The organism is Bacillus sp. LR_5 (genome assembly GCF_042709275.1).
The window spans coordinates 19,020-38,545 of record NZ_JAVAXX010000033.1 but is presented as its reverse complement, the minus strand read 5'-3'; the positions used below and the strand labels follow the sequence as shown (position 1 = coordinate 38,545).

The 19,526-nt window shown below is 42.1% G+C and carries 22 protein-coding genes; 18 read left to right on the top strand and 4 right to left on the bottom strand.

Annotated elements, in window-relative coordinates; all coding sequences use genetic code 11:
* Positions 1 to 45: 45 nt before the first annotated feature.
* Positions 46 to 345 (bottom strand): LysM peptidoglycan-binding domain-containing protein, encoded by a 300-nt coding sequence (locus RAC86_RS10095; protein ID WP_072566556.1) that lies wholly within the window; start codon positions 343 to 345, stop codon positions 46 to 48.
* A gap of 94 nt (positions 346 to 439) precedes the next feature.
* The gene (locus RAC86_RS10090) at positions 440 to 1,201 is read right to left on the bottom strand and encodes a DUF1189 domain-containing protein (protein WP_061186862.1); all 762 of its coding nucleotides are present in this window, start codon (positions 1,199 to 1,201) and stop codon (positions 440 to 442) included.
* 110 nt (positions 1,202 to 1,311) lie between these two features.
* Here RAC86_RS10090 and RAC86_RS10085 point away from each other — a divergent pair, with 110 nt between their 5' ends.
* From RAC86_RS10085 to pstB (RAC86_RS10045), 9 genes are all read left to right on the top strand, one after another.
* A complete protein-coding gene (locus RAC86_RS10085) occupies positions 1,312 to 1,794 on the top strand; it encodes a DUF456 domain-containing protein (RefSeq protein WP_003226254.1) in 483 nt (160 codons plus the stop codon).
* Positions 1,795 to 1,974: 180 nt separating this feature from the next.
* Entirely contained in the window at positions 1,975 to 2,583 is a 609-nt protein-coding gene (sodA, locus tag RAC86_RS10080) for a superoxide dismutase SodA (protein WP_014114427.1), read from the top strand.
* Positions 2,584 to 2,689: 106 nt separating this feature from the next.
* A complete protein-coding gene (locus RAC86_RS10075) occupies positions 2,690 to 3,982 on the top strand; it encodes an MFS transporter (protein WP_072566555.1) in 1,293 nt (430 codons plus the stop codon).
* A gap of 113 nt (positions 3,983 to 4,095) precedes the next feature.
* Positions 4,096 to 6,246 (top strand): penicillin-binding protein 2A, encoded by a 2,151-nt coding sequence (gene pbpA / locus RAC86_RS10070; RefSeq protein WP_061186864.1) that lies wholly within the window; start codon positions 4,096 to 4,098, stop codon positions 6,244 to 6,246.
* A gap of 154 nt (positions 6,247 to 6,400) precedes the next feature.
* Positions 6,401 to 7,303 (top strand): phosphate ABC transporter substrate-binding protein, encoded by a 903-nt coding sequence (locus tag RAC86_RS10065; protein ID WP_014114424.1) that lies wholly within the window; start codon positions 6,401 to 6,403, stop codon positions 7,301 to 7,303.
* A 68-nt stretch (positions 7,304 to 7,371) separates the two neighbouring features.
* Positions 7,372 to 8,301 carry a phosphate ABC transporter permease subunit PstC gene (gene pstC, locus RAC86_RS10060; RefSeq protein ID WP_013308020.1) on the top strand — a complete coding sequence of 310 codons (930 nt, stop codon included), beginning with the start codon at positions 7,372 to 7,374 and terminating at the stop codon, positions 8,299 to 8,301.
* The gene (pstA, locus tag RAC86_RS10055; RefSeq protein ID WP_072566554.1) at positions 8,301 to 9,185 is read left to right on the top strand and encodes a phosphate ABC transporter permease PstA; all 885 of its coding nucleotides are present in this window, start codon (positions 8,301 to 8,303) and stop codon (positions 9,183 to 9,185) included. The genes pstC and pstA overlap by 1 nt, the downstream gene beginning before the upstream one ends.
* A 21-nt stretch (positions 9,186 to 9,206) precedes the next feature.
* Complete coding sequence (gene pstB, locus RAC86_RS10050) at positions 9,207 to 10,016, top strand: phosphate ABC transporter ATP-binding protein PstB (RefSeq protein ID WP_041521005.1); 810 nt, start codon at positions 9,207 to 9,209, stop codon at positions 10,014 to 10,016.
* Between the two features lie 10 nt (positions 10,017 to 10,026).
* Positions 10,027 to 10,809: a phosphate ABC transporter ATP-binding protein PstB gene (pstB, locus tag RAC86_RS10045; protein ID WP_041521004.1), complete on the top strand. Its 783-nt coding sequence runs from the start codon at positions 10,027 to 10,029 to the stop codon at positions 10,807 to 10,809.
* A 29-nt stretch (positions 10,810 to 10,838) separates the two neighbouring features.
* On the opposite strand, the gene RAC86_RS10040 is transcribed toward pstB (RAC86_RS10045), so the two are convergent.
* Together RAC86_RS10040 and RAC86_RS10035 are read right to left on the bottom strand one after the other, a co-directional pair.
* Positions 10,839 to 11,303 carry an endolytic transglycosylase MltG gene (locus tag RAC86_RS10040; protein WP_061186866.1) on the bottom strand — a complete coding sequence of 155 codons (465 nt, stop codon included), beginning with the start codon at positions 11,301 to 11,303 and terminating at the stop codon, positions 10,839 to 10,841.
* Complete coding sequence (locus RAC86_RS10035) at positions 11,300 to 11,653, bottom strand: hypothetical protein (RefSeq protein ID WP_003226272.1); 354 nt, start codon at positions 11,651 to 11,653, stop codon at positions 11,300 to 11,302. The genes RAC86_RS10040 and RAC86_RS10035 overlap by 4 nt, the downstream gene beginning before the upstream one ends.
* Positions 11,654 to 11,832: 179 nt before the next feature.
* Here RAC86_RS10035 and RAC86_RS10030 point away from each other — a divergent pair, with 179 nt between their 5' ends.
* The 9 genes from RAC86_RS10030 to RAC86_RS09990 all read left to right on the top strand — a co-directional run bounded on the left by RAC86_RS10030 (position 11,833) and on the right by RAC86_RS09990 (position 19,445).
* Positions 11,833 to 12,303 (top strand): hypothetical protein, encoded by a 471-nt coding sequence (locus RAC86_RS10030; protein ID WP_072181766.1) that lies wholly within the window; start codon positions 11,833 to 11,835, stop codon positions 12,301 to 12,303.
* A complete protein-coding gene (locus RAC86_RS10025; RefSeq protein WP_072566553.1) occupies positions 12,300 to 13,379 on the top strand; it encodes a glycosyltransferase family 4 protein in 1,080 nt (359 codons plus the stop codon). The genes RAC86_RS10030 and RAC86_RS10025 overlap by 4 nt, the downstream gene beginning before the upstream one ends.
* 83 nt (positions 13,380 to 13,462) lie before the next feature.
* On the top strand, positions 13,463 to 13,612 hold the full coding sequence (rpmG, locus tag RAC86_RS10020) for a 50S ribosomal protein L33 (protein WP_003153056.1): 150 nt from the start codon (positions 13,463 to 13,465) through the stop codon (positions 13,610 to 13,612).
* A gap of 84 nt (positions 13,613 to 13,696) precedes the next feature.
* Positions 13,697 to 14,260 (top strand): 5-formyltetrahydrofolate cyclo-ligase, encoded by a 564-nt coding sequence (locus RAC86_RS10015; RefSeq protein WP_014114417.1) that lies wholly within the window; start codon positions 13,697 to 13,699, stop codon positions 14,258 to 14,260.
* A 66-nt stretch (positions 14,261 to 14,326) separates the two neighbouring features.
* Positions 14,327 to 14,500 (top strand): hypothetical protein, encoded by a 174-nt coding sequence (locus RAC86_RS10010; RefSeq protein WP_003226278.1) that lies wholly within the window; start codon positions 14,327 to 14,329, stop codon positions 14,498 to 14,500.
* A gap of 88 nt (positions 14,501 to 14,588) precedes the next feature.
* Positions 14,589 to 16,112, top strand: coding sequence for a rhomboid protease YqgP (gene yqgP, locus RAC86_RS10005; protein WP_072566552.1), 1,524 nt, complete (start codon positions 14,589 to 14,591; stop codon positions 16,110 to 16,112).
* Positions 16,113 to 16,220: 108 nt separating this feature from the next.
* Positions 16,221 to 16,430: a YqgQ family protein gene (locus RAC86_RS10000; RefSeq protein ID WP_109491778.1), complete on the top strand. Its 210-nt coding sequence runs from the start codon at positions 16,221 to 16,223 to the stop codon at positions 16,428 to 16,430.
* 17 nt (positions 16,431 to 16,447) lie between these two features.
* Positions 16,448 to 17,413: a glucose kinase GlcK gene (gene glcK, locus RAC86_RS09995; protein ID WP_061186871.1), complete on the top strand. Its 966-nt coding sequence runs from the start codon at positions 16,448 to 16,450 to the stop codon at positions 17,411 to 17,413.
* A 115-nt stretch (positions 17,414 to 17,528) separates the two neighbouring features.
* The gene (locus tag RAC86_RS09990) at positions 17,529 to 19,445 is read left to right on the top strand and encodes an LTA synthase family protein (protein ID WP_072566551.1); all 1,917 of its coding nucleotides are present in this window, start codon (positions 17,529 to 17,531) and stop codon (positions 19,443 to 19,445) included.
* Positions 19,446 to 19,526: the final 81 nt, after the last annotated feature.

Here is a 19,526-nt window from a genome sequence, read left to right as displayed (position 1 = left end):
TATTGTAACAGTGTCTTCGCCGAACTGACAAGAAATTAACGTTAATTAAGGGTAGACCGGGAATTTGTACGCTGTTCCTGCTTGAATGGCGTTGGCTTTCACATTCGGATTCAGTGCTTCAAAATCCTTTACAATGTCGTCTGGAGAACCTGCTGATCCGACAATCGACATAACCGTATCACCCGGCTTTACCTTCACTGTTTTATATGCTGGTTCTTGTGCAGCCGTTTTTGCTGATGCTTCGTAGACAGGGAGGTCCTGAATGGGTATTGTTCCAATTTTGAGATCATAAAAAAGAATAAAAAGAATAAAAACAAAACTGCATACAAAAGTGAGACGCTTCATCGCTTTTCCTCCCGCATACGAAATTTTATACCATAGTATGCTTGTCCAATTAGATTCATGACAAAAGAAAAGAGACTGCCAAGGCAGTCTCGGATTATACAGCAGTTTTTTTGGAAGGAATCTCTTTTAAAACAAGAAACAGGATGACAAAGTTGACAAACCAGTTCAGCAAAAATTCACTTGGAACTGTCACTTCTAACGCTCGCATAATCGTAAAGAATACAGTCGAAAGGGTGATGGAATAAGCAGAAAGCTTCCAGAGCTGATGGTAGGACAGATGTTTTTTCTGTGAATTCTTAATGATTACCCCGATTAGCGCTAAAAATGATACTTCAATAAATTTTCCTGCGGCTGTTACGAGAAAAATGAGAGCCGAAAGAACAGTTACGATCATCGTTTTATTTTGATTTAAACCTGCAATGACATCTTTTTTCTTTAACTCTGACGGCATCATTGAGTAAGGCATTTCTTGGGCTTGTCCGTCAATGGCCAAAACAAATTTGTTCTGAAGGATGCCGATCGCGTTTTGCTTTGCTTCAATTTGTTCGGTGCCGTAGGCGTCTGTCGGATCAAACACGATAACGAAACCATTTGCCTGTGATTCCGTGGCTTTTTTCTCATCCGTTTGAAGTTTGCCGTTTGAAATTGTGAAATCAGGGAAATCTTTGTTTAAAACGGTTTTAAAGCCGTTCATTGATTTTACGGTCCCTGAGCTTACATAATAAGCGGTTGGAATTGCAAAAAGGACAGAGAGCAAAAATACATAAAGAATCGCTTTTCCGATTCCTTGAAATCTTGTTTTTGCAATATCACGGGGAGAGTATGTACTTTTGATGAAAAGCTGAAATACATTCACTATCTTCACTTCCTAGCTATACTAATATATGTTGCTTATTGTATCGTTGCCTGCGTGTGAATACAAGGAAGACATGAAGAAGATGGATGTAAAAAGGGAGGATGGATGTCATGGATTTGTTGTATTGGCTGGTGATTGCGGCGGTATTTATCATCGCCTTTATCGGGCTGGTGTATCCCGTTATTCCAAGTGTAGTATTTATCGTTGCTGGCTTTGTATTGTATGGATTTTTGTTTTCGTTCGGTCCGTATTCTTATATGTTCTGGCTCATTGAAGCTGTTTTTGCCGCAGTATTATTCGCCGCAGATTACGTGTCTAATCTGCTTGGAGTAAAAAGATTCGGCGGAAGCAAAGCCGCCATATGGGGAAGCACGATCGGTTTATTAATCGGGCCTTTCGTCATTCCGGTTGCGGGGATCATATTAGGGCCGTTTATCGGGGCGGTTTGTGCAGAACTTATCGTCCATCAAAAGGACTTAAAGTCAGCGTTTAAAATCGGTCTCGGCTCACTCATTGGCTTTTTAACAGGGGTTATTGCAAAGGGCATCATACAGCTTTTGATGATCGGATATTTTTTATGGACGGTCCTATAAGAATTGTGGGCGGCAGGTTTAATAGGGCGGATTATCGGTTAAAGTGAAATATGTCCGCTGAAATGAGCCAAAATGTGAGCATTTTCATTGATTACCAAGCATTCTTTTGTTACATTGAATGAAGAAAGGCTCGCTGTGAAGCGGCATTTCAGTACATATATATATTAAGGAGGAATTATCATGGCTTACGAACTTCCAGAATTACCTTATGCGTACGATGCTTTAGAACCGCATATCGACAAGGAAACTATGACTATTCACCATACGAAACACCACAACACATACGTTACAAATTTAAACAAAGCGGTTGAAGGAAACACTGCTCTTGCAAACAAATCAGTTGAAGAGCTTGTTGCAGATCTTAATTCTGTTCCTGAAAACATCCGCACTGCAGTCCGCAACAACGGCGGCGGACACGCGAACCACAAATTATTCTGGACGCTTTTATCTCCAAACGGCGGAGGCGAGCCGACTGGCGCGCTTGCTGATGAGATCAACAGTGTATTTGGAAGCTTTGACAAATTCAAAGAGCAATTCGCAGCTGCAGCAGCTGGACGCTTCGGTTCTGGCTGGGCATGGCTTGTTGTGAACAACGGCAAACTTGAGATCACAAGCACGCCAAACCAAGATTCTCCGCTTTCTGAAGGCAAAACGCCTATCTTAGGTCTTGACGTTTGGGAGCATGCATACTACCTTAACTATCAAAACCGCCGTCCTGACTACATTTCAGCGTTCTGGAATGTTGTGAACTGGGACGAAGTGGCTCGTCTATACAGCGAAGCAAAATAATGACACAAGCAAGGTCCTCAATATAGGGCCTTGTTTTTTTATGTCTTCTTTTTACATATCTCGGTTTGAGTGAGACAGACTAAGGGATAGTAAAGGGGAGTCAGTAATGAGCAAACTAAAAAAAGTGATTGGCGATGTAGACGTAAACAAAGGATTACTCTTTCTGCTGACCATTGGCGGGCTTTATTCGCTAGGAATTGCACTGTCCAATACATTTGTTAATGTGTATCTTTGGAAACAGTCAGGGAAATTTATTGATTTAGCGATATATAATTTATCCATTGTGATAATGCAGCCGATAACCTTTTTTTTGGCTGGACGGTTAGCCAAAAAAATAGACAGGGTGTTCATTTTAAGGTTCGGTGTGATTTTTTTAGCTGCCTTTTATTTAAGTGTTCTTTTAGCCGGAGAAACGGCGGCCAGCCGGCTTGTACTGATCGGCGCGGTGCTCGGAGTGGGCTATGGCTTTTATTGGCTTGCGTTTAACGTGCTGACCTTTGAAATAACAGAGCCGGATACGCGGGACTTTTTCAACGGATTTATGGGTATTCTCTCTTCCTCTGCAGGAATGATCGGCCCGATTGTAGCGGGATTCGTTATCTCGAGGCTTGAAAATAATACGGGTTATACAGTGATTTTCAGTCTCTCCCTCAGTTTATTTGCCTTGGCTGTCGTGATGAGCTTTTTTTTAAAGCGGAGAGAATCAAAGGGCCGTTTTATGCTGAGCAAAGTATTTGGAGAGCGCCATAGCAATATGAACTGGCGGAGAATTACGAATGCGCATTTTTTTCAGGGTTTGAGAGAAGGGATTTTTGTCTTTTTAATCAGTGTATTTGTATTTATTGAGACAAACAGCGAACTGGCTCTCGGCACATTTGGCCTCGTCAACTCAGCTGTTTCCTTCTTTGCCTACTACTTTGCATCCAGGCTGATTAAGAAAAAGAACAGAAAAAAATCGATTTTGCTGGGCGGACTTATTCTGTATGGAGCGCTGTTTTTGATTCTGTTTCATATGAGCTTTACGACATTATTGACATACGGCGTTTTTATTGCCATCGGCTATCCACTTTTGCTCGTTCCATATGTATCACTTACATATGATGTGATAGGACGGGCGAGGCATGCCAGAAAAGCAAGAATTGAATATATCGTGCTGAGGGAATTGTTTTTAAACGCCGGCAGGATTGTCTCCATTTTATGTTTTCTTCTGATTGTGGCCCTTCTGAAAGAGGATGTGGGAATTCCTTTGGCACTTGCTATATTGGGCGTAGGACATCCGCTGATTTATTACTTTGTCAAGGATATCCGTTTTAAGGAGAAAGAAGAGGGAAATGAAACCATGGAAGAAGACGGCCAAAAACGGGTAACTGAACCGAATCTTTTAAAAGGTGAAAGATAATTTTTTGTCAAAAAGGGGTTATCTGTAGAAAAAAGTCGAAAAAACCTTTAAAATGAAAACTGGCACTCTTACTTGAGTGTCTTTTCTTTCTGTAAATAGAAAAAGGTGATGTTATGAGGAGAAATAAACCAAAAAAGCAAAATCATAAAGAGAAAAAGAAGTCGCTTCCGATCCGGCTGAATATTTTATTCTTGGCTGCCTTTGTCATATTTACCTGGATCATTGTGGAACTGGGCATCAAGCAGATCGTGCAAGGCGATGATTACAAAAATCAAGCTAATAAGCAGGAACAAAGTGAAGTCAGCTCGGCGGTGCCGCGCGGGAAAATTTATGATCGAAACTTCAATGCCATCGTGACAAATAAGGCTTTAAATGCAATCACATACACCAGATCTAAATCGACCACGCAAGAGCAGCGTTTAAAGATTGCAAAAAAGCTGTCTGAAATGATTAAAGTCGACACAAAAAAAGTAACAGAACGGGATAAAAAAGATTATTGGATTTTGACTAGACCGAAAGAAGCGAAAAAGCTGATTACCTCTAAAGAAAGACAGCAGGTTGAAGACAAAAAATTATCCGATGACGATTTATATCAGCTACAGCTAAAACGGATTACTGATAAGCAGCTGAATGAACTGACGGATAAAGACATGCAGATCCTTGCTATCAAAAGACAGATGGATTCAGGATATGCATTGACCCCTCAATATATCAAAAATGAAGATGTATCAGCGAAAGAAATGGCAGTAGTGAGTGAACATTTAGACGAACTGCCGGGTGTTGATGTTACGTCCGATTGGGAACGTGAATATCCGTATAAAAACCTTCTTCGCTCAGTGCTCGGAAGTGTTTCCAGCTCTGATGAAGGATTGCCGTCCAACTTGCTCGACCATTATCTGTCGCTTGGCTACAGCCGAAATGACAGGGTTGGAAAAAGTTATCTGGAATACCAATACGAAAGCCTTCTGCAGGGCCAAAAAGCAAAAGTTGAAAATATCACAGATTCAAACGGCAATGTGACGGGAACAAAAACGGTTTCTGAAGGCAAAGCCGGTAAAGATCTCGTGCTTACGATTGATATTGATTTACAAAAAGAAGTGGAAAAAATTATTGAGAAAAACCTCAAATCTGCTAAAGCAAGACCAAGCACTCAATTGTTAGACCGGGCATTCGTTGTCATGATGGATCCAAGAAATGGTGAAGTGCTGACAATGGCGGGCAAGCAGATTAAAACAGAAAACGGAAAATATAAAATTGATGATTACGCGCTAGGAAATATGACGTCATCTTATGCCATGGGGTCAGCTGTCAAAGGTGCAACCGTTCTGACTGGCCTGCAAACCGGTGCCATCAACCTGAATACAGTTTTTCAGGATGAACCATTGTATATTGGCCAGGATAAAAACGGTAAAAAATCGTGGACTACTTTGGGACCTGTTAATATTCAAAGGGCTTTAGAACAGTCTTCCAACGTATTTATGTTTAAAACTGCAATCGCAATCGGTAAAGGTGAATATAAACCGCATCAAGCTTTACCGATTGATACTGCGGCTTTTGATACATTCCGAAATTATTTCAGTCAATTTGGACTCGGTGTAAAAACTGGGATTGACCTTCCAAATGAAATGACAGGCTATAAAGGAACAAGCAGATTGACAGGATTCTTGCTGGATTATGCGATCGGCCAGTACGATACGTATACACCGCTGGAACTGGCGCAATACGTATCAACGATTGCAAACGGAGGTTACCGCTTAAAGCCCCAGCTTGTGAAGGAAGTCAGAGAACCTAATCCTGATAAAGGAATCGGTGCTGTCGTGCAATCCGTTCAGCCAGAAGTGCTGAATAAAATCGACATGAAAAGCGATTATATTAAAGAAGTTCAAGCAGGATTTAGACGAGTGGCGACGAAGGGGACAGCTGCCAGTCAACTTGCCTCAGCATCTTATAAACCAGCTGCTAAAACAGGAACAGCACAGTCGTTCTATGATGGGCCAGATAAATCAAAATCAGGAACAGCGGCTTATAATACGACACTTGTTGCATATGCGCCTGCCGATAATCCTGAGATTGCGATCTCTGTAGTAGTACCTTGGGCTTATGTTGATTACAGCGCTAAATATACCATTACGAACGAAATCGGCAGAGAGGTATTGGATAAATACTTTGAGCTGAAATCGAAACAGGACAAAGAAGATACTCAGCAAAAGAATAAAGATAAAATTGAAGAGAATGCAGAAAACACAACGTCTTCTGATAACTAAAAAGAAACGCTCACATGATGTGGGCGTTTTTTTTATACAAAAAAACGCACTGATTTACAAAAGCTTAACATTCGATTCAAACCCTTTTTACACAGAACCTTTACTCTATACGTGTAGGACAAATTACACATTATACGCAGGGGGAATTCAGGAAATGAAAAAAAACAAATTGGTGCTTATGCTTCTGATGGCTGCTTTTATGATGATTGCAGCTGCATGCGGAAATGCAGGAGAAAGTGAAAAAACGAATAGCGATTCTGCAAAAGGAGAAGGAAAGGCATCAGGTTCTTTAACCATTTCTGGTTCATCGGCTATGCAGCCATTGGTACTTGCAGCAGCAGAAAAATTTATGGAAGAAAACCCTGATGCAGATATACAAGTACAAGCCGGCGGTTCTGGAACAGGGCTTTCTCAAGTCTCTGAAGGAGCTGTTCAGATCGGGAATTCAGACGTTTTTGCTGAAGAAAAAGAAGGGATCGATGCAAAAGCGCTTGTCGATCATCAAGTCGCAGTAGTTGGTATGGCAGCAGCTGTAAACCCTGATGCTGGAGTGAAGGATATTTCAAAAGATGAATTGAAAAAAATCTTCACTGGCAAAATCAAAAACTGGAAAGAGCTTGGCGGCAAAGACCAAAAGATTACACTTGTAAACCGTCCTGATTCTTCTGGCACACGTGCTACATTTGTGAAATATGCGCTTGACGGAGAAGAACCTGCAGAAGGCATTACTGAAGATTCTTCTAACACAGTGAAAAAGATCATTGCTGACACACCGGGAGCGATTGGATATCTTGCATTCTCATATTTAACAGATGACAAAGTAACGGCTCTATCAATTGACGGCGTAAAACCTGAAGCGAAAAATGTTGCAACTGGCGAGTATCCGATCTGGGCTTATCAGCATTCTTACACAAAAGGTGAAGCAACAGATTTAGCTAAAGAATTTCTTGATTATCTAAAGAGTGAAGACATTCAAAAAAGCATTGTTACCGACCAAGGCTACATTCCAGTTACTGATATGAAAGTGACACGCGATGCCAACGGGAAGCAAAGCTGATCTTAATACAAAGAGGAGTGCGGGGACAACCGTTTCTCCTCTTAACACATTCATAGGAGTGTAAAACAATGATAAACAATAGAGAAAATATGTCTGTGAGCGAGCGTTTGATCAGCTCAAGGCAAAATCGGCAATTGGATGAAGTTCGGGGAAGAATGATTGTGACAGCTTGTGCGCTTATTATGATAGCGGCATCTGTTGCGATCACTATTTTCCTCGGCGTTAAGGGGCTGCAATCTTTTCTTGTAAATGGTGTAAGCCCAATTGAATTCTTAACGAGCCTAAATTGGAACCCTACAGATACTGATCCGAAATATGGAGTGCTGCCATTTATTTTTGGATCATTTGCAGTAACGATTCTTTCTGCTCTCATTGCTGCGCCGCTTGGCATTGCAGGTGCGATTTTCATGACAGAAATTGCGCCGAATTGGGGAAAGAAAGTGCTGCAGCCGGTAATTGAGCTTTTAGTCGGCATTCCATCTGTTGTTTATGGATTCATAGGTCTTACAGTATTGGTGCCATTTATCGCCCAGTTCAAATCGAGCGGGACAGGGCACAGTTTATTGGCGGGAACAATTGTCCTTTCTATCATGATTCTGCCGACCATCACATCGATCTCTGCTGATGCGATGGCTTCCCTTCCGAAGAGCTTAAGAGAAGGTTCTTACGCGTTAGGTGCGACTAGATGGCAGACGATCAGAAAAGTACTAGTGCCTGCAGCCTTTCCAACATTAATGACGGCTGTTGTGCTTGGTATGGCACGGGCGTTTGGTGAAGCTTTGGCTGTTCAGATGGTCATTGGAAATACAAGAGTATTGCCAGAAAGCCTGTTTGACACTGCTGGAACACTGACAACGATCATCACGCTGAATATGGGCCACACCACATACGGCAGCGTTGAAAACAATACGCTGTGGTCAATGGGGCTTGTGCTTCTGGTGATGTCATTCTTGTTCATCTTGCTGATTCGCTACTTGTCATCTAGGAGGAAAGTGTAATGAACCGCAAAATAACAGATAAACTGGCGACTGGAATGTTTGGTTTGTGCGCAGCCATTATCGCTGCAATTCTAGTAGGCTTGTTTTCCTATATTATTATAAACGGTGTTTCTCAGCTAAGCTTCGACTTTATTACGACAAAATCGAGCGCCATTGCAGCTGGAGGAGGAATACGCGACCAGCTGTTTAACTCCTTTTATATTTTGTTTATTACGATGCTGATTACAATCCCGCTCGGTGTGGGCGGCGGAGTGTTCATGGCTGAGTACGCACCTAATAACAAAGTGACTGATTTCATCAGAACATGTATAGAGGTGCTTTCGTCTCTTCCGTCTATTGTCATTGGAATGTTTGGATTATTGATGTTTGTCAACTTAACAGGCTGGGGATATACGATCATAGGCGGGGCGCTTGCGTTAACTGTTTTTAACCTTCCTGTCATGGTGCGTGTGACAGAAGATGCGATCCGTTCGGTCCCTAAAGATCTGAAGGAAGCCTCTCTCGCTTTAGGTGTATCACGCTGGCATACTGTAAAAACGGTTTTAATTCCAGGTGCGATTCCTTCTATCATCACAGGAGCAATTTTAGCGTCAGGAAGGGTGTTCGGGGAAGCAGCGGCATTATTATTTACAGCCGGTCTGACAACGCCACGTCTTAATTTTACGGAGTGGAACCCGTTTTCTGAAACATCGCCGCTTAATATTTTCAGGCCAGCTGAAACACTTGCGGTTCACATTTGGAACGTAAATACGCAAGGAATCATTCCGGATGCTGAAGCGATTGCCAACGGAGGTTCTGCGGTGCTGGTGATTTCTGTTCTCGTGTTTAATCTCGCAGCAAGATGGCTTGGCACGATGATCTACAAAAAGCTTACGGCAAATTAGAACGGAAAGAGGCGAAAAAACATGTCTGTACAAATGGTAAAAGAAAAGCCAGAGCGTGCTGTTTTCGTTCCAAAACAGCGCCACGTGCTCGAAGTGAAAGATCTATCTATTTTTTACGGAACTAAACAAGCGGTTCACCATGTGAATATGGATATTGAAAAGAACGCGGTGACCGCTTTGATTGGGCCGTCAGGATGCGGAAAGTCTACTTTTTTGAGAAACATTAACCGAATGAATGACTTAATTCCGTCTGCAAGAGCTGAAGGTGAAATCCTTTATGAAGGGTTAAATATACTGGGTGGCAATATTAATGTTGTCAGCTTAAGAAGAGAAATCGGAATGGTTTTCCAAAAACCGAATCCCTTTCCGAAATCAATCTATGCGAATATCACACATGCATTGAAATATGCCGGAGAGCGGAATAAAGCTGTTTTAGATGAGATTGTGGAAGAAAGCTTAACAAAAGCAGCACTCTGGGATGAGGTGAAGGATCGTTTGCATTCATCTGCACTCTCGTTATCGGGAGGCCAGCAGCAGCGTTTATGCATCGCGAGAACGCTTGCGATGAAGCCGGCCGTTCTTCTGCTGGATGAACCAGCTTCAGCGCTAGATCCGATTTCAAATGCAAAAATAGAGGAATTAATTACAGAATTAAAAAGCGAATACTCGATTATTATCGTCACGCACAATATGCAGCAGGCTCTGCGGGTTTCTGACCGGACGGCATTCTTTTTAAACGGCGAGCTTGTAGAATACGGACAGACTGAACAGATTTTCACCAGTCCGAAGCAGCAAAAGACAGAGGATTATATTAACGGGAAATTCGGATAGGAGGGCGGCAATGAGTATTGCTACCGAAGCTGTAATGAAACAGGAAGTCTATCAAGTCAATGGAATGAACTTATGGTATGGACAGCATCATGCTTTGAAAAATATCAATTTGAGCATTCATGAAAACGAGGTCACGGCGATTATCGGACCATCAGGATGCGGGAAATCGACCTTCATTAAAACATTGAATTTAATGATTCAAATGACGCCGAATGTAAAACTTGCAGGTGAGCTGAACTATAATGGCAGCAACATTTTAAAAGGTAAAGTGGATATCGTAGATTTACGAAAAAATATCGGCATGGTATTCCAAAAAGGGAATCCGTTTCCGCAATCTATCTTTGATAATGTTGCTTATGGACCGAGAGTCCACGGCACCAAAAATAAAAAGAAGCTTCAGGAAATTGTGGAAAAGTCATTAAAAGACGTGGCGTTATGGGATGAGGTGAAGGATCGTTTGCATTCATCAGCCCTTTCGCTATCAGGCGGCCAGCAGCAGCGTCTTTGTATCGCCAGAGCGCTTGCGACAAATCCTGATATTTTGCTGATGGATGAACCGACATCTGCTCTAGATCCAATTTCAACGAGAAAAATTGAAGAACTCATTCTTGAGCTGAAAAATAAATATACCATTGTCATCGTCACGCACAACATGCAGCAGGCAGCACGGGTTTCTGATCAAACCGCCTTTTTTTACATGGGCGAGCTTGTTGAATGCGACAATACCAATAAAATGTTCTCTAACCCGCAGGATCAAAGAACTCTTGATTACATTACAGGAAAGTTTGGATAAAAAAACAGGCTGACAGTCAGCCTGTTTTTTTATCGTGTTAACGTTTTTACGATCTTTTTGAAACTCATGTCTGATTTTACTTTAAACTCGCCGGCGCGGATTTCTTTGTGATAGCCGGCATCAATGACATAGTCGTTAAAGTCTTGAGCCGAGGAAATGATGCCTTCTTTTTCAAGAATAGCAGATACATCTGCGGTGCTCATGCCGTCTTTAATTGTGAGCTTGTACGTTTTGACTTTGTCTGTTTTCGTGTCTGAGCTGCTGTCATTGTTCAAGGATTTCTCTTTTGAATCGAGAAGCTTTTGATATTCATCACGGTTAACAGAAACCATTTTTTTAGAATCAAGGTAATTGTTCACGTCTTGTTCGGTTACTGTTTTAGTTTCTTTTACAGCAGCGGCCTGGTCTTCGTCTGTCAGATAAAAAACAGCTGCAAGAACGGCTGTCGCTAAAATGATGCCGCCAGCAAATGCCTGAATGCCCCGTTTTGTCATACGAGCACCTTCTCGTTATCTTTGATAATCGTATTCACGTCTTCCACTGATACATGCTCAGCTTTAGCAATGGCTTCAGCGGACATGCCGTTATTATATTTAGAAAGTATTTGTTTAGCGATCTTTTGATTGATGTCGCTATGCTTTGATTTGCGGATGACAAGGTTTGTTTCCAGTAATTCTTCCTCAAGCACTGTCATTTTCTTTTTGAGCTTGTAAATTTCCTGCATCGCAGAAAGCTGGAGTGTTTCAAGCTCCTGTTCTACATCTTTCATCGGATCTCTTTGAGAATATGAGAATGCAATTAGCGCTATACTGACGATAAACAACGCAATAATAGCAATTTCCACGTTTCATCACCTTCTATTCTTTTTTTATCCTTCTTTTTTATACCATAAAACCAATCGATTCTAAAGGAATTCGCGAAAAAAACGAGATTTTGTCGAGAAATCTTTCTTTGCTTCCTCTCTAGGTAATGGTTTAATAGGAACACTGAGTGACCGATAGGAAAGGAGAATGTTAGAAGTCCATGGATAAATACCCATTTCCCTATAATATACGACATAAGCTTTCTTTTTTTAGGGACACATTCGACATGATTATTCAAAACGCTCACACCTTGACCGTGTGCTGGGATCTCTCGGAAGAAACAATGCAGCTGGCTGAAGCGGTGCTTTTCGAAAAGCCGCAGGATATGATAAAAGAATTGCGCATTGTCATCAAAAGAAAAGGCATCGAAGCTGTCAGAACAAAGCGCACAACGTATCATAAAGGGGAATGGACAATTGGACAGGCGGCTGGTGATGCTGTATATCGGGCTGAATATAGAATTGTTAACTCAATGAATGTCTCTCTCAAGCTCGCTGGTACAGAGGACATCTATCTTGCTGAAAATGGGATTAGTGATATAAAAAGCTTTCAGACTGAGGACGCGCACATCAGGTGGGAGAAGCAATTTTCTGCCTACACGTGTTATGGGAGAGGAGAAAAAGAACGATGAACGTTCTCATGCTTTCACTCGAACATCCCCGTGAGCCGAAAAGCGGGCTCGGTGTCCATTTAAACCGTCTCATTTCCTATTTAAAACCGCATATCAATATAACAGTTTGTACTCCAAATAGGCGGCTGTTTTCATATGCGCAGTTTGAAGATTTTATAGCTGATGCCAACTTTACAATCGTTCAGCATGTGTTATCTTGCAATAAACGCTTTGATCTGATTCATGCCCATGACGACATGACAGCCCCCGCTGCTCATGATTTGAAACAACGGCTTGGCCTTCCGCTTGCTGCGACAATCCACGGTCTTGAAAGCGAAAGGAAGAAGGCGTGCCAAGAAGCACCGCATCCATACAGACTTCAGACCGAACGGCTCCTTATAGAATCCGCTGATGAACTGATTGTATTAAGCACTTTTATGAAACGGGCTCTTGATAAGGCAGCACGAAAAAAACTAACCGTTATCCCGAGTCCTGCATCTATGGAGGAAGATAAGGGGCAAATTCCACGGAGTATGAATAAAAGGTTCCTATTTTCATTTGGTAGGTTTGTTCCGGAAAAAGGGTTTTCTCAGCTGTTAAAGGTGTTTGCTATCTTGAGGCAGCGCCAGCCTGATTTGCATTTAGTGCTGGCTGGGGAAGGGCCTTCTCTGTCCTCCTATGAGAAAATGGCTGCGGCATTGAACCTGAAGGAACATATCATGTTCCTGCCGTTTCTGCATAGAAGGGATCTCAGAGCATTTTTGTCTCGCTGTGAAATGGCTGTTTTCCCTAGTTTTTATGAACCGTTTGGGCTTGCCGCGCAAGAAAGCATGGAACAAGGTGTGCTGACTGCCGTTTCTCAGTCGGGCGGCTTTTGTGACTATGCCTTTCATGACAAAACGGCAATCGCCGTTGATTTTATGCACGCACAGGAAGCGGCTGATCTACTGGACAGGTTGTTAAAAGACCGGGAAAAAGCCCGCCGGATAAAAGAAGCCGGCAGACAACAGGTGATCAAACTCCACCATCCCCGGCTCATTACGGAATCATATTTACAGCTTTATGAGCGTATCATCAATAATTCAGCAATTCATTGAAAAACAGCCTAGCATTCCGTCCATTATAGTGGTATTATATATAAGTCTGAATAAGTAAATGATTTTAGTTTGGAGGGAAAATAATGCGCGTTAATATTACTTTGGCTTGCACTGAATGTGGTGAGCGTAACTATATTTCTAAAAAGAACAAACGCAACAATCCAGACCGCGTTGAATTTAAAAAATATTGCCCACGTGATAAAAAATCTACGTTACACCGTGAAACAAAATAACAGCCTAGCTGTTTGAGGTGTGAGAAAAAAGCCAGAGCTTTGAAAAAGGTTCTGGCTTTTTTTCTATTCCGAGGGGGATGAGAGATGAAATCACAATTAAGAAAAAAGACGATGGAAGCACTATCTGCTGTATCAAGTGAAGATCTTATTCAAAAAACAGCACGTATGTACAAGCATTTGTTTTCACTGCCGGGGTGGCAAAATGCCAGCACCATTGCCGTCACCATCTCCAGAGGGCTGGAAATACCGACGCGTCCAGTTATTGAGCAGGCTTGGAAAGAAGGAAAGCAAGTTTGTATTCCAAAATGCGACCCTGGTACGAAGAAAATGCAATTCCGCACATATCAGACCGATGATCAGCTCGAAACCGTTTACGCCGGACTTCTTGAGCCGATGATTGAAAAAACAAAAGAAGTGAAACCCTCGCAAATTGACTTGATAGTCGTTCCGGGTGTTTGTTTTGATACTGACGGGTTTAGGATCGGTTTTGGCGGCGGTTATTATGACCGTTTTTTAAGCGATTATAAAGGGAAGACAGTCTCTTTGCTTTTGGAGTGCCAGTTGTTTGCGCACGTTCCCCGTCAGCCGCATGACATCCCAGTACATAAGCTGATAACAGAGGATCAGATCATTTCTTGTTTTTCATAACTTTCCTGCTCCTTATTTAAGAATAAATAAGAAAGAATGACAAACCCTATTGGCAGGAGGGATATAATGAAAAAAATTATGATTTATGCCATTTTCGCTGTTTCTGCCGTCATGTTTTATCAAAATCGCTACCGTCTTATGAATACCGTACTCAGCCAGCCAGGAATCAGGCGGTCTTTTATCCATTTCTTTTTAAGAATTCCGTTTATCCGTAATAAATTTATACAGCAAGCTTTCTAAAATCCCGTGAAAAACGGGATTTTTTGCTTTCAGTAGGCGTTCGGAGAGCCAGCTGTTATAATGAGAAAAAACCATTGGAGCGGTAAACATGTATTTGCTGGAGTATACATATTGGAAAATCGCGGCGCACCTAGTGAAAAGCGGGTATGGCGTCATACAAGCCGGTGAGTCAGATGAAATATGGCTGGAAGCACCGGACAAGTCCTCTCATGATCTGGTTCGCCTTTATAAGCATGACCTTGATTTCCGTCAAGAAATGGAAAGAGATATCGAAGAGCAGGCTGAGCGGGTAGAACGAGTCAGAAAGCAACTTGGCAGACGCAAGATGAAGCTGCTGAATGTATTTTTTTCAGCGGAAGCCCCTGTTGATGACTGGGAAGAGATTGCCGAAAAGCCCTTTGAGAACGGAACTGTGTCAGTTGAGCCGGCGGTCGTGAGGGGAACGATGCTTCATGATGATCTTCAAGCTGTTTTTCCATCATTTCCTGCAGAAGAATGCACAGAAGCCCGTAATTCATTTGAAGACGTGCAAATGGCGAGAGAACGCTTCCTTTCGCTCGTATTGAAACAAGAAGAAAAGAGAAAAAATGAAGCGGCGGTTTTTCAAAACGGAAAACCAATCTTTACATATTTATTCATCGCGTTTCAGGTCTTAATGTTTTTCTTGCTTGAAATAAACGGGGGCAGCACAAATACGGAGACACTGGTCGCTTTTGGAGCAAAGGAAAACAGTCTGATTGCAGCCGGAGAATGGTGGCGGCTTCTGACTCCGATTGTGCTTCATATCGGCATAACGCATTTAGCCTTTAATACGCTTGCTTTATGGTCAGTTGGTACAGCGGTTGAACGGATGTACGGATCGGGCAGATTTCTGCTGATTTATTTGGCGGCTGGCATTATAGGTTCAATCGCGAGCTTTGTGTTCAGTCCCTATCCTTCAGCGGGCGCTTCAGGAGCCATATTCGGATGCTTAGGCGCATTGTTGTATGTAGCTTTGTCAAATCGGAAAATGTTTTTAAGAACCATTGGAACCAATATTATTGTCATCATTATCATCAACCTTGGCTTTGGTTTTGCGGTTTCGAATATAGACAATTCGGGACATATTGGCGGCTTGATTGGCGGCTTTTTCGCTGCTGCAGCACTGGGGTTGCCCAAAGGCGGAGCCTTAGGAAAAAGATTGTTATCAGCGGTTTTGCTGATTGCTTTGGCGGCCGGATTTTTATATTACGGATTGCATTCGCCTTCACACCAGGAGTCAGCGCTGATTCAGCAGGCAAATGAGCTGTATCAGGAAGGAAAGTATGAAGAAGTAACAGAATTGCTGAACGGAGAAGCAGAGCAAAAAGATGCCTCTGTCGATCTTTTGAAAATTCTAGCTGTTTCTGATATTCAAATCGGCGAATATGATCAGGCGGTTTCCCTTTTGGAACGAGCAGTGAAAAAAGAACCTAAAGACCATGCCTCATATTACAATTTAGCCTTATTGTATGCGGAAAAAAATGAGCTTGCTCAAGCAGAAAAGGCCATCAGGTCGGCTGTAAAACTGAAGCCGAAGGAGCAGCGCTACAAGGAGCTGCAGCAGCAAATTGAAAATAATAAAGAATCTTAGTAATGGAAGATGGTAAGGAGGCTGGCTTTTTTGTCAGCGTTTTCTTCTTGACTGGCCGCTTCCATATGAATACGCTTATGATAGTTAAGATCAAGAATGGTGAGGAAAATGAATACATTTTATGATGTGCAGCAGCTTTTAAAAACGTTTGGCCACATTGTTTACTTTGGGGACAGAGAGCTTGAAATTGAGTTTATGCTAGACGAATTAAAGGAATTATACATGAATCACATGATCGAGAAGGAGCAGTGGGCCAAAGCGGTAGCGGTCCTTCGAAAAGAATTGGAACAAACAAAAAAACGGAAGAGATTGATGTAAAGGCTAAGGTGATAAAAATGGACGAAATATGGTTTGCGGGCATTGATCTGGGAGGAACGACAATTAAACTCGCTTTTATTAATCAATATGGTGAAATTCAGCATAAGTGGGAAGTCCCGACTGATAAAAGCGGCGACACCATTACCGTTACAATTGCAAAAACAATCGACAGTAAGCTGGATGAACTGCAAAAACCGAAGCATATCATCAAATACATCGGAATGGGCGCACCAGGCCCTGTAGATATGGCGGCAGGAGTCGTTTATGAAACGGTAAATCTGGGGTGGAAAAACTATGCTTTAAAAAACCATCTCGAGACAGAAACCGGAATCCCGGCTGTTATAGAAAATGACGCAAATATTGCTGCGCTCGGGGAAATGTGGAAGGGAGCGGGTGATGGCGCGAAAGACGTCATTCTCGTGACGCTTGGCACAGGAGTTGGCGGCGGCATCATTGCAAATGGTGAAATTGTACATGGCATAAATGGCGCCGGCGGGGAAATCGGCCATATTTGTAGCATTCCTGAAGGCGGAGCGCCTTGCAACTGCGGCAAAACGGGCTGTATCGAAACGATTGCGTCGGCAACCGGAATTGTAAGAATTGCAAAAGAGAAAATTGCAAAAGCTAAGCAGACGACACGTTTAAAAGCAACTGAACAATTGTCAGCGCGGGATGTATTTGAAGCGGCGGGTGAAAATGACGAAATTGCCCTTGAAGTGGTTGATTATGTGACCAAGCATCTTGGTGTGGTGCTGGGAAATTTGGCAAGCTCGCTTAATCCATCAAAAATCGTTCTTGGCGGCGGTGTTTCAAGAGCCGGAGAACTGCTGAGATCCAAAGTCGAGAAAACATTCCGCAAATGTGCGTTTCCGCGGGCAGCCGAAGCGGCTGATATTTCAATCGCAGCACTTGGAAATGATGCCGGCGTTATCGGAGGCGCTTGGATCGCTAAAAATGAATGGCTGAAACACCAAAATTGTTAAAATTGTGTAAATGAAATTGATTTTTCGTTATGTTCAGGTTAAGATTTAATTTGATGTGTTAATGAGAATGTTGGGAATAGACTGATTTTTTGAGCGTGCTGCATAGGAGGTTGAAATGCGAAAAACGTTTTTTTCGAAGATTTCATTTATGCTGATTGCCATTTTATTGATGTGGCTGAAAACGTATGCTGTTTACAAAACCAGTTTTCATATTAAAATCGACAATCTAACGCAGGAATTTATTTTGTTTATCAACCCATTGAGCTTTTTGCTGCTCATCTTTGGCTTCAGCCTGTTTTTAAAAGGCAAAAGCAGAAATCGCTACATTATCGCGATGAGCTGTCTTGTTACGTTTGTATTGCTGGCTAATATGGTTTTTTACCGATTTTACAATGATTTCTTAACGATCCCTGTCCTTTTTCAAACGAGCAATATGGGTGATCTCGGAAGCAGCATCGGAACACTTCTTGAGCCGACAGACCTCCTATTGGCTGTAGATATTGCGGTTTTAATATGGCTTCACATCCGGCAAAAAGCTTTTCAATCGGACATTCCTTCCACGAAAAATGAACGGGCGGCATATTTTCTGTTTGTTGCTTCTGTTTATTTCTTCAATTTAGGCCTGTCTGAAGCGGAAAGACCTCAGCTATTGACACGCTCATTTGACAGGGAAATGCTTGTTAAAAACATCAGCCTGTTTAATTTTCATATTTACGACGGTGTTCTTCAGTCAAAACAGTCCGCACAAAGGGCCTTGGCTGACAGCAACAGCCTGACGGAAATTGAAAACTACGTAACCGCTAATGCGAAAGATGCCAACAAAAGCTTATTCGGCGCTGCAAAAGGAAGAAACGTCATTCTCGTATCCTTAGAGTCGACGCAAAGCTTTGTGATTAATGAAAAGATGAATGGTGAAGAAATCACGCCTTTTCTGAATGATTTTATAAAACAGAGCTACAACTTCAATAATGTTTACCACCAAACCGGCCAGGGGAAAACATCGGATTCAGAATTCATCGTGGACAATTCACTGTATCCGCTTGGACGAGGTGCCGTGTTTTTTACAAATGCGGGCAATCAATACATGGCCACACCTGAGATTTTGAAAAACAGCGGCTATTATTCAGCGGTGCTTCACGCGAATAATAAAAGCTTTTGGAATCGTGATTTAATGTACGACTCATTTGGATATGATTCGTTTTTTGATATTAACTCGTATGACGTAACTGATAAAAATTCTGTCGGCTGGGGGCTGAAGGATAAAGAATTTTTTGAGCAGTCTTCAGAGCTGATGAAAAATTTGCCTCAGCCGTTTTACTCGAGGCTGATCACACTGACGAACCACTTCCCGTTTGATCTAGATGAAGAGGATCAATTGATTGATGAATATGATTCAAGCAGCCAGACGCTAAATAAATATTTCCCGACAGTGCGCTATCAGGATGAGGCGCTGAAACGGTTTATCGAAAAGCTGAAAGAAGACGGGTTATACGACAACTCTATTATCGTATTATACGGTGACCATTATGGGATATCGGAAAACCATAATGAAGCGATGGGGCAATTTTTAGGGAAAGAGATTACACCATTTGAAGAAGTGCAGCTCCAAAAAGTGCCGCTTGTCATTCATATTCCCGGTATTACCGATAAAAAGCCGCAAACCATTGAAACAGTAGGCGGGCAGATTGATATCAGGCCGACGCTGATAAATCTTTTAGGAATTGATACGAAAGATCACATTCAATTCGGAAACGATCTGCTTTCAGATGAAAAACTAGACTTTACGGTACTACGGGACGGGAGCTTTATTACGGATCAGGTTGTTTATACAGATGGTGCTTGTTATGACAAAGAGACAGGAAAGCCGCTAAAAGAGGCAAAACAATGTGAAGCATTTGCTGATAAAGCAAAACAGGAGCTATCACTTTCTGATGAAATCATTTATGGGGATTTGTTACGATTTTATGATCAGAAAAGGCTGGACAATTCGTCAAAACGAAAAGAAGAACAAATGCTTGATCAGGCATCGTAATCACAATGTCTCCCGCATCAAAGTGGCGGGAGGCTTTCTTTTTTTTAATACGCTGTCATATAGTAACAAAAAAGGAGGATG